Source organism: Gordonia sp. NPDC003950 (assembly GCF_053605205.1).
The window spans coordinates 1-8,800 of record NZ_JBSGIT010000047.1; the positions used below are offsets into that span (position 1 = coordinate 1).

6 protein-coding genes are annotated in these 8,800 nt (G+C 60.2%); 2 read left to right on the forward strand and 4 right to left on the reverse strand.

Annotated features, from left to right (window positions below; translation table 11 throughout):
* The 3 genes from ACWETB_RS23590 to ACWETB_RS23600 all read right to left on the reverse strand — a co-directional run.
* On the reverse strand, positions 1-2,989 hold a 2,989-nt coding region (locus ACWETB_RS23590), incomplete at its 3' end, for a type I restriction endonuclease subunit R (protein WP_452214010.1).
* Between the two features lies 1 nt (position 2,990).
* Positions 2,991-3,962 (reverse strand): restriction endonuclease subunit S, encoded by a 972-nt coding sequence (locus ACWETB_RS23595; protein ID WP_452214012.1) that lies wholly within the window; start codon positions 3,960-3,962, stop codon positions 2,991-2,993.
* Between the two features lie 354 nt (positions 3,963-4,316).
* A complete protein-coding gene (locus ACWETB_RS23600; protein ID WP_452214014.1) occupies positions 4,317-6,296 on the reverse strand; it encodes a type I restriction-modification system subunit M in 1,980 nt (659 codons plus the stop codon).
* A 171-nt stretch (positions 6,297-6,467) separates the two neighbouring features.
* Between ACWETB_RS23600 and ACWETB_RS23605 the strand changes: the two genes are divergently transcribed.
* A complete protein-coding gene (locus ACWETB_RS23605; protein ID WP_452214016.1) occupies positions 6,468-7,127 on the forward strand; it encodes a DUF6308 family protein in 660 nt (219 codons plus the stop codon).
* A 48-nt stretch (positions 7,128-7,175) separates the two neighbouring features.
* Here ACWETB_RS23605 and ACWETB_RS23610 read toward each other — a convergent pair whose 3' ends face one another.
* The gene (locus ACWETB_RS23610; RefSeq protein ID WP_452214018.1) at positions 7,176-7,556 is read right to left on the reverse strand and encodes a hypothetical protein; all 381 of its coding nucleotides are present in this window, start codon (positions 7,554-7,556) and stop codon (positions 7,176-7,178) included.
* Between the two features lie 704 nt (positions 7,557-8,260).
* Here ACWETB_RS23610 and ACWETB_RS23615 point away from each other — a divergent pair.
* Positions 8,261-8,722: a hypothetical protein gene (locus ACWETB_RS23615; RefSeq protein ID WP_452214020.1), complete on the forward strand. Its 462-nt coding sequence runs from the start codon at positions 8,261-8,263 to the stop codon at positions 8,720-8,722.
* Positions 8,723-8,800 lie beyond the last annotated feature (78 nt).

The window sequence follows — 8,800 nt, forward strand, 5'->3', positions numbered from 1 at the left end:
CACCAGCATCACCCCGTGGGCTGCGAGATCGACTGATCGACTGCAAGTAGGAACTGGCTCTAGAACGGCCTGGACCGGCTATCGGGGACCTGCCACGCACGTCCGCATCGGAATGCTCGCCCTCGAACAGATCGTTGATCGTCGAGATGACCTCGTCGAGTTCGACCAGGTCCGGATCCCGCACGGCACCACTGCCACCACTCTCACCTGCGGGAGGGATCTCGACGTCACCCGAGAGCTTCCCGCTGGTCGTTCCCTGCTTGTTGTGCTTGAGGTATTCGAAATCCACGCCTGACAGGTCGATGGCGTGATTCACGTTCTCCCGGCGGATGACCGGTGCGAGATACCGCAGAAAGATCGAGAGCTTCTCCAGATCGACATCTTCGTAGTCGAAAAGCTGTGACAGGAAGTCATATTGGCGAATGAAAGTGCCGACGTCCTTGCGGAACATGTGCAGTTCCTCGAGAGCCGCGGAGTCTCCCCTGTCGTTGGCCTCACGTTCGCGATCCCGGAACACGTGTTGAGCCGGGACGACCCATTTAGTCAGCGCGTTGTTGCCCTTGTTGTTGATGAAGTCTTTGGCCAATCCGTTGACTTCGGCCCAATGGTAGATGCCTGCTGCGTCGAGTTTGGCCATTGTGGCGTGCACGATGTTGGGGTCGGTGACGTCGGTCAGCGTGGTGGCCTTGAAGTACGGTTCGAACGCGTCGACCATATCCTGAGCGCTGTTGGCGAAGTCGATGACAAACGTTTGGTCCTTGCCTGGTGCGGTGCGGTTGAGCCGCGAAAGCGTCTGCACCGCTTGCACTCCGGAGAGTTTCTTGTCGACGTACATCGCCACGAGGAGCGGTTGGTCGAATCCGGTCTGAAACTTGTTGGCCACCAACATCACCTGGTACTCATCAGTGGCGAAAGCATCCCGCAGGTCGCGGCCCTTGAGACCGGAGTTCATCTCCGTACTCGTCTCGGTGACTTTGTACAAGCCGTTCTCGTCGTCGGCGATCTCACCGGAGAAGGCAACCAGCGCGGCCACATCGGTGTATCCGTGCTCGGCGACGTACTTGTCGAAAGCCCGTTTGTAGCGCACCGCGGCCAGCCGGGAACTGGTCACCACCATCGCTTTGGCCCGGCCATCGAGGCGCCACGCCACGTTGGAGCGGAAGTGTTCGATGATGATCTGCACCTTCTGGGCGATGTTCGTCGGGTGCAGCCGCACCCAGTTCATCACCGACTTGATTGCCTCGCGTTTGTCCACCAGCTGCGACTCCGCACCCGGTTCGGAGTCAACGACGACGGTTCCGCCGGCGTCGGTGTCTTCGGTGGTGTAGCTATACCCGTTGTGCGACAATCTGAATGCCGTCTTGTAGGGCGTGTAGTTCTGCAGTACGTCGAGGATGAAACCTTCCTCGATCGCTTGCTGCATGGAGTACAGGTGGAATGGTTCAGGTGGGGCGTCGGGCGATGGCCTCCGCCCGAAGAGCTCCAGCGTCTTCGCCTTCGGCGTCGCCGTGAAAGCAAAGAACGAGATGTTCGCTGCTGCAGCACGAGCGGTCATCTCCGCGGCGAGCACATCCTCGGTATCGATGGAACCGCCGTCGGCGATGTCGTCGAGTTCGGTCGCGGTCAGTACCTTCTTCAGTTGCTTGGACGCTTCACCCGCCTGGGAGGAGTGGGCTTCATCGGCAATCACGGCGAACGACTTACCCTGCAAACCGGTCCCGTCGCGAATGAGATCGAGCGCATAGGGGAACGTCTGGATCGTCACGATGATGATCTTCGTTCCCGACTCCAACGCTTCGGCCAGCTTGCCCGACTTCGACCCACCCAACGAGTCGATGTGCGCGACCATGCCCGGTGTGTCGTCAATCTGCCGGATCGCCTCCTGAAGCTGCGAATCAAGCACGGTGCGGTCAGTGATCACCAGCACCGCGTCGAACACCGGCTTGTTCTCGTCGTCGTGTAACACCGACAGCCGATGGGTCAGCCACGAAATCGAGTTCGTCTTCCCGGACCCTGCCGAATGCTGGATGAGGTACTTCTGACCCGGCCCTTCGGTCTTCGCGGCGACGATGAGTTTCGTGACGGCATCCCACTGGTGGAATCGCGGGAACAACATCTTTTCAGTGCGACGCTTCTTGGTTGCGCCACGCGCCCCGAGCCCGGTCGAGGGGTCGATCTTCTCCTCGATCTGCAAGTGCATGAAACGTCCGAGGATGTCCAGCCAGGTGTCGCGATCCCAGATCTGTTCCCACAAATACGACGCGGGCGAGCCATCGGGATTGGCCGGGTTACCGGCGTGCCCATCGTCTCCCCGATTGAACGGCAGGAAGAACGTCGAATCACCGGCCAGTTTGGTGGTCATCTGCACCTCGCTGTTGGAGACCGCGAAGTGAACGACCGCCCGCCGCCCGAACTCCAACAGGGGTTCCCCCTTCGGAAGCCGATCCTTCTTGTACTGCCGCACCGCATCGGTGATGTCTTGGCCTGTGTAGACCGTCTTCAGCTCGACCGTGGCCACCGGAATCCCGTTGACGAACAACACCAGATCGATCGTATTCGAGTTGCGAGAGGAGTAGTGCACCTGTCGCATCACTCGAAGACGCACGGTTTCATAGCGTTTCGCTGTTGTCTCGTTCAACGTGGTGTTCGGCTTGAACTGACACATCGAGAACTTGGCGTTCAAGTCCTTGAACCCGTTGCGCAGGACATTCAAGGTGCCGCCACCGGCCTTGAGGTCAGCGTCGAGCCGTTTGGACAAGGTGGCCAGCACCTTGGACTCGACGTCCTTGCGCGCGGTGCCAGTCAGCTCGGGTTTGACGCGCTTCGCGAGCTCATCGGGCTGGGTGTCGGCGAGCCACCCGAACACGTCGTCGGGGAACAGTGCCAGCGACTTGTCGTAGCCGGTATCGGTCAGAGAGTAGAGCCATCCGTGACTGGCAAGGTATTCGCAGATCTCGGTTTCGAGAACGACCTCGTGATGCTGCGGCATGTCAGACCATCTCCCGCACATCGATTTTGCCGGTCACGGCGTCGGCGATCAAGGCGGAGCGGTACTCGCGAAGCAACTCAATAATGGTGGACGACTTTGCTAGAAGGCCATCAATCGCCAGCGTTGCTGTTTCGACTGATCGAACAATACGGAGTTGCTCCTGGAACGGAGGTAAGGGAACACGCAGCTTCCGGAGCTGTTCGCAAGTAAGTCCTCCCTTTGTGCTCCCGTTCTCGTCACTGACGCTTCTGAGTGCGGCATACGCACTGCGGAGCACGAAACGCAGGAATGCAGGATCCACTGTCCCGTCGCGTCTGGGCGTGATGTAGGCGATATGTTGGTTGATGGTGGCCTCAGTCTGCAGTAGCGATGCCATTCCGCGAGTCTTGCCCTGACCCGTTAGGCCTACCAACACTGATCCCGGCATCACTATTGGAAGATGACATTCACGGATCGCTGCCTCTGTCACGAACTGGTCCGCTGAATCGACGGTTTCCCTGTTGACATGGCTGCTGCTTAACCACGGAATCGTCCCACCTGCCCAGTACCGTGACTCTTCGCGACGGGGTGTGGACCCATTCCCGACCCGGCAGTGCATGCCGACCTGCGGGGACTCCCAATCCGCCGGCAACCCTTCCACCCAACCGAACTGCGAGATCCCTTGTGCCAGTTGCGCGCCTCCGGCTACCTTTTCGGTGATGGTGGCGATGCGGTCTTCCTGCAGGGTCGTGATCAACTGCTCCTGCTTAGCGATTAACGCATCGATCTTTGCCGTCTCCCGGTCAAGGAAATCGATGATCAGCTGCTGGGTTGGAATCGGCGGCAGCGGTATGTCGAGGTTTTCGAGCGCGTACTGGCCAAGCCCGACTCGGGTGAGTCCATTTGCCGAGACTTCGAGGACAGCCTGTAGGTATGTCGTATCGAAGAGTCGCTTGACAAAGGAACCGAGGATGGGTTGCCGTGGACGGATCATTGACAAAGTGGTAGCCACATACAACCCAGGGGAGGTCTCGAGGCACGTATGCGCTGAGCCCGATGTCGTCGGCGGACTCCGAATCCTTCGTGATGATCGTGTCTCCAGCACGGAGCGAAAACTTCGCTATCTCGCTGTCTGAAGCAGTCGCTCTCATAAAGTCCAGCTCGTCGTCGATGAGGTCGTTGTAGTAGACGTCGGTGTAATTGCAGAGCCGGACTGGGGTCTCGCCCTCGCGACTATGTTTGTCGACATTGCTCGGAAACACATGCGCCACATGTTTCAGCGGGACCACTTGCCAGTCGGAAGGCACCTCGCCGAGCCAGCGGCGCGCGAGGTCTGGCAATGTGATACTCACGCACCCACCTCCTTCAGCATTACCTGGATCTCCCTAACCAGCTGCTGCAAGTCCTTGTGGATCTCCTCCAATGGACGCGGCGGTGTGTACCGGTAGAAGTGTCGGGTAAAGGGAATCTCGTAACCGATCTTGGTCTTGTCGTAATCGATCCACGCGTCCGGAACATGTGGCAACACTTCACGTTCGAAGTACTCGTCGACATCCTCTGTGAGCGGCACGTTCTCGGTGTCGCGGAGTGCCGAATCGGGTTCGGGGTTGCCGTGCCGGTCGGCAATCACGTCGGCCTCGTCGGAATGCTCACCGATCGTCGACCAGATCGCTTTCACGACGGACATACCCGGACGTCCGAAACCGTTGTCACGCAACGCGTCCTTGAGCTCCGCGACGAATCCGTTACGATTGGTCCACTCCCAGTCGGCGAGGTAGGCAAGCGACTTACGGATCGCTTCTTGCTCGTCGTCGTTCAGTTTCGCAACGGCTTTCGCCGCAAGGACCGCGTCGATCTTGGTGTCATCAATGCGAAAGACGAGCTGCAGCGGACGTTCAACGGTGATCGTCTGGTAGCCGAAGTCGTCGTTGGCGAACACCTTCGACACAGACGCCTGCTCGTCGGAGCCTGGGTCGTCGAGTCGCTCAGAGTAGAGCTGGACGATCTGCTGGATGTGCTCGTCGCGCAGGAACTTCCGCTTCGACCCCAGCGACTTACGCATCTTGCCGAACATGTCGACGGCGTTGATGAGTTGGACGGTTCCCTGGCGTTCGGCGGGCTTGTCGTTGTCGAGGATCCAGATGTAGGTGGAGATGCCGGTGTTGTAAAACATGTCGGTCGGCAGGGCGATGATTGTGTCCAACAGGTCGTTTTCGAAGATCCACTGCCGGATGTTCGATTCGCCCGACCCCGCACCGCCGGTGAACAAAGGGGACCCGTTGAGGACGATCGCCAACCGCGAGCCGCCGTCACCGTTCTGTTGAACGGGAACCATCTTGGAGATCAGATGCATCAGGAACAGCAGCGACCCGTCGGAGACGCGTGGCAGGCCTGGGCCGAATCGGCCGGCGAAGCCACGGACGCGGTGTTCCTCATCGACAGCTCGCTGTTGGGTCTTCCAGTCCACCCCGAACGGCGGATTGGACAGCAGATAGTCGAAGTGGCGGCCGCGGAAGTTGTCGTCGGTGAGGGTGTCGCCGAGATAGATGTTGTCGACGTCCTGGCCCTTGATGATCATGTCGGACTTGCACATTGCGTACGAGCGAGAGTTGATCTCTTGCCCGTACAGGACCGGCCGCGCCTTGTGGTTCATCTCCAGCAGATGGTCGTACGCGGTGGAGAGCATGCCGCCGGTGCCTGCCGCTGGGTCGTAGATGGTGCGGACTGTGCCCGGCTTGGTCAGCGCGTCGTCGGCGGTGGCGAACAGAACATCGACCATGAGCGCGATGACCTCGCGCGGGGTGAAGTGGTCACCGGCGGCGGCGTTGTTGGATTCGGCGAACTTGCGGATGAGCTCTTCGAAGATCAGGCCCATCTCGTAGCCGTTGACCACGTTGGGGTGCAGGTCGACGGCCGCGAACTCCTTGACGATCAGATAGAGACGGTCGGACTTGCTGAGCCGTTCGATGAGGTCTTCCATCCCGAAGCCGTCGAACACGTCACGGACATTCGGGGAGAACCGGTCAATGTAGACGACAAGATTGTCGGCAACGCCCCCAGGATCGGAGGTCAATGCGCGGAAGTCCCAGCGTGAGGTGTTGTAGAACGGCAGCTTGAACTTGGTCTTGAGGACGATGTCCGGGTCAACCTTTGACTTCGCAAGCTTCTTGTACTCGGCGAGCACCTCATCCTTGGTCGGTTCGAGGATGCAGTCCAGGCGGCGGAGGATCGCGAACGGCAGGATGACATCCCCGTATTGATTGGGTTGGAACGGCCCGCGCAGCTTCTCTGCGATGTTCCAGATCAGGTTGGCATTTGTGGTCGCCATCGTCACCCACACTCTTCTCTCGTCGCGAACGTCGACACCAAACCTATCCACTGTGTGACCGGCGCACGCGAAATGGTGGCCGGGAAAGGCGGCGGGTTCGTTCCTTCAGGGGAGTCAAGCCGCTGACTGAAGCCTCCCCCGGCGGGTGACCGGGCGGTAGCGTGCGGCCGTATGGGCATACCCGGCATGAACCTCCCACCGATCCTTGACGACGACCACTTCGATGCCGCCGTCGACGCGCTGAAGGACTACTTCCAAGATGACGGCGCCCTGGCGTATAGCGGTTCGCGCTTCGAGCGATTCGCAGGTGGAGGTGACCGTCCGGAAGTGGCTAACGAGTTCACCGCCGAGGACATCGTCGCGGTGACCCTGCTGAGCGTCGACATCCCTGGCACGGCAGCACTCCGCATTCTCGGCGACCGCGACCCCGGTTACCGAGAGCAGTTGTGCGACCTGCTGAGCACGCTACCCACCGATGTCGATCTCGCGGATGCGACCGATGAGCACCTGGTGACCGCGGGCAAGCTGTGGAGTCTCGTCTCGGCGAATCGTCGCGTGGGTCGGGCCAAGACGAGCAAGTTGCTCGCTCGAAAGCGCCCTCGTCTGTTGCCGTTCCTCGACTCGGTGGTCGCTCGCGAGGTAGGCCACGACCCCCGCAAGTACGACTTCTACCGGAACTTGAGATCCGGCCTTCTCGCTGATGAAAAGAGGCTTGTCCGCCACCTCAAGGAGATACGCGAGAAGTCTGAGGTCGGTGGCGACATCAGCGTCATCAGAACGTTCGACATCCTGGTGTGGATGTGGGGAACCAACGGCCGAACGGATAGGTAAGATCGTGGCCACGGGGTGCGATGGCAGACCAGTGCGATGGGTCCCCCGTCACGCACCCTCCGCGTGACGCCGCGCCAAGTCGACGGCGGATTCCAGCAGCGCAACACGCACGGCTTCGAGTGGCCCTTCTTCCAGCATCTGGACGGGCGATTTGAAGCCGAATCCCGGGTTGGCAACTGTCAACCATCCCTGGATCTCGTACGGAGTCATGGTGCCGGACAGTTCGTCGACGAGTTGAGCGACGGTCCGTAGGCGAAGCAGCGTCGCTGCACCCTTGACGCCGCGCTCACCCTCAATCCACTGTCGTACCGCGCGAGATTCGGACACTCCGACCGCGCGAGCCGCGAGTTCGAGTCCGAGAACCTCAGCGGCCCGCTGGGCAAGCGTAGACGTGTCACCGAATACCGCCAGCTCGTACGAATTGGACATCGTTCTACTCGGCCCCTTCCGCTCCAAATCACAGGCACACCGCCACGTCGAGCGACATGCACGCTCACAACTCGAGCACCACGCCACCCTGACCAGCGCGTTTCACCCGTTACCAGGACACCTACATCATGTCATGGACGGTCTCGCTCGACTCCTCAGAAATGCAGCCACCGAAATCCCACACGCAAACCCGCGGGTTAACCATGCGCAACGCCAAGTCCGTGGTAACGTCCACCCATATCGAAGCCCTGAGGGTGGCCGGCGTGTAGCTGCCATTCTCGGGGCTTTTTGTGTAAAGCGAGGAAGGAGTCGCCAAACGACAGAGCGTCAGGAGGACTCGACCCATTGAGTCTCATCCAGCCGCACAGACAAAAATCGCGAACTCCGTGCAGGAAACAGCGGATTCGCATTCATAAACACAGAAAGCCGGGTTGCCGCCCGGCCTCCTGCTGACATTCACCGACGCAACATCCAGCCCATCAAAGCTCACGGCTGTTGCGGCGATCAACTCACCTCGGAGGATACTCCATGCCCTTCTTGTTCCATATCCATAGCAAGTTCGACGCGTCACCGTGCGACTGTGCGGTGGCATCATGACCGACAATCGGCCACAGCCGCCTCGCGTCCCTGCTCGCCGCAGTGCTCGGCGCATGGATCGCAAAATCACAGAGCTCCTGAGTGGTCAGATGTCTCGGATCGACGCGATGCGCATCCTCGACGATCCCGACGCCGTGGCAGAGATGGCTTCTTCAGCAGAGATCATCTTGTGGGACGGCCGAAACCCGTTGCTCCAGAGCTTTTCCGATCCGACCCCGGTACCGCTGGCTTCGCTACAGCCGGTGCGGCGGATCGGGACTTTTCACGGCGCTCGTTCGCGCTTTGTGTTCCATCCGACCAGGTTCGACGGACACCGCCACCTCGTGTTGTGCGAGTCCCTCCTCGAATCCGCGTGGATGGCCCAATTCGATCGGCGCGCCGCGCACTGGGGGTACGTCGGCCAGGCCGGCATTGTGCGCTGGACGTTGGGCCAGAAGTCCCTCATTCACGTGCCAGACATCATCGGTCAGGATTGTGACGGCCACCAGTGGATCGCCGATGTCCGATACAGCGTCGGTATGGATGGCTTCAGCGGGTTGGTCATGGACCGACTGGCAGGTCCCCGATAGCCGGTCCAGGCCGTTCTAGAGCCAGTTCCTACTTGCAGTCGATCAGTCGATCTCGCAGCCCACGGGGTGATGCTGGTG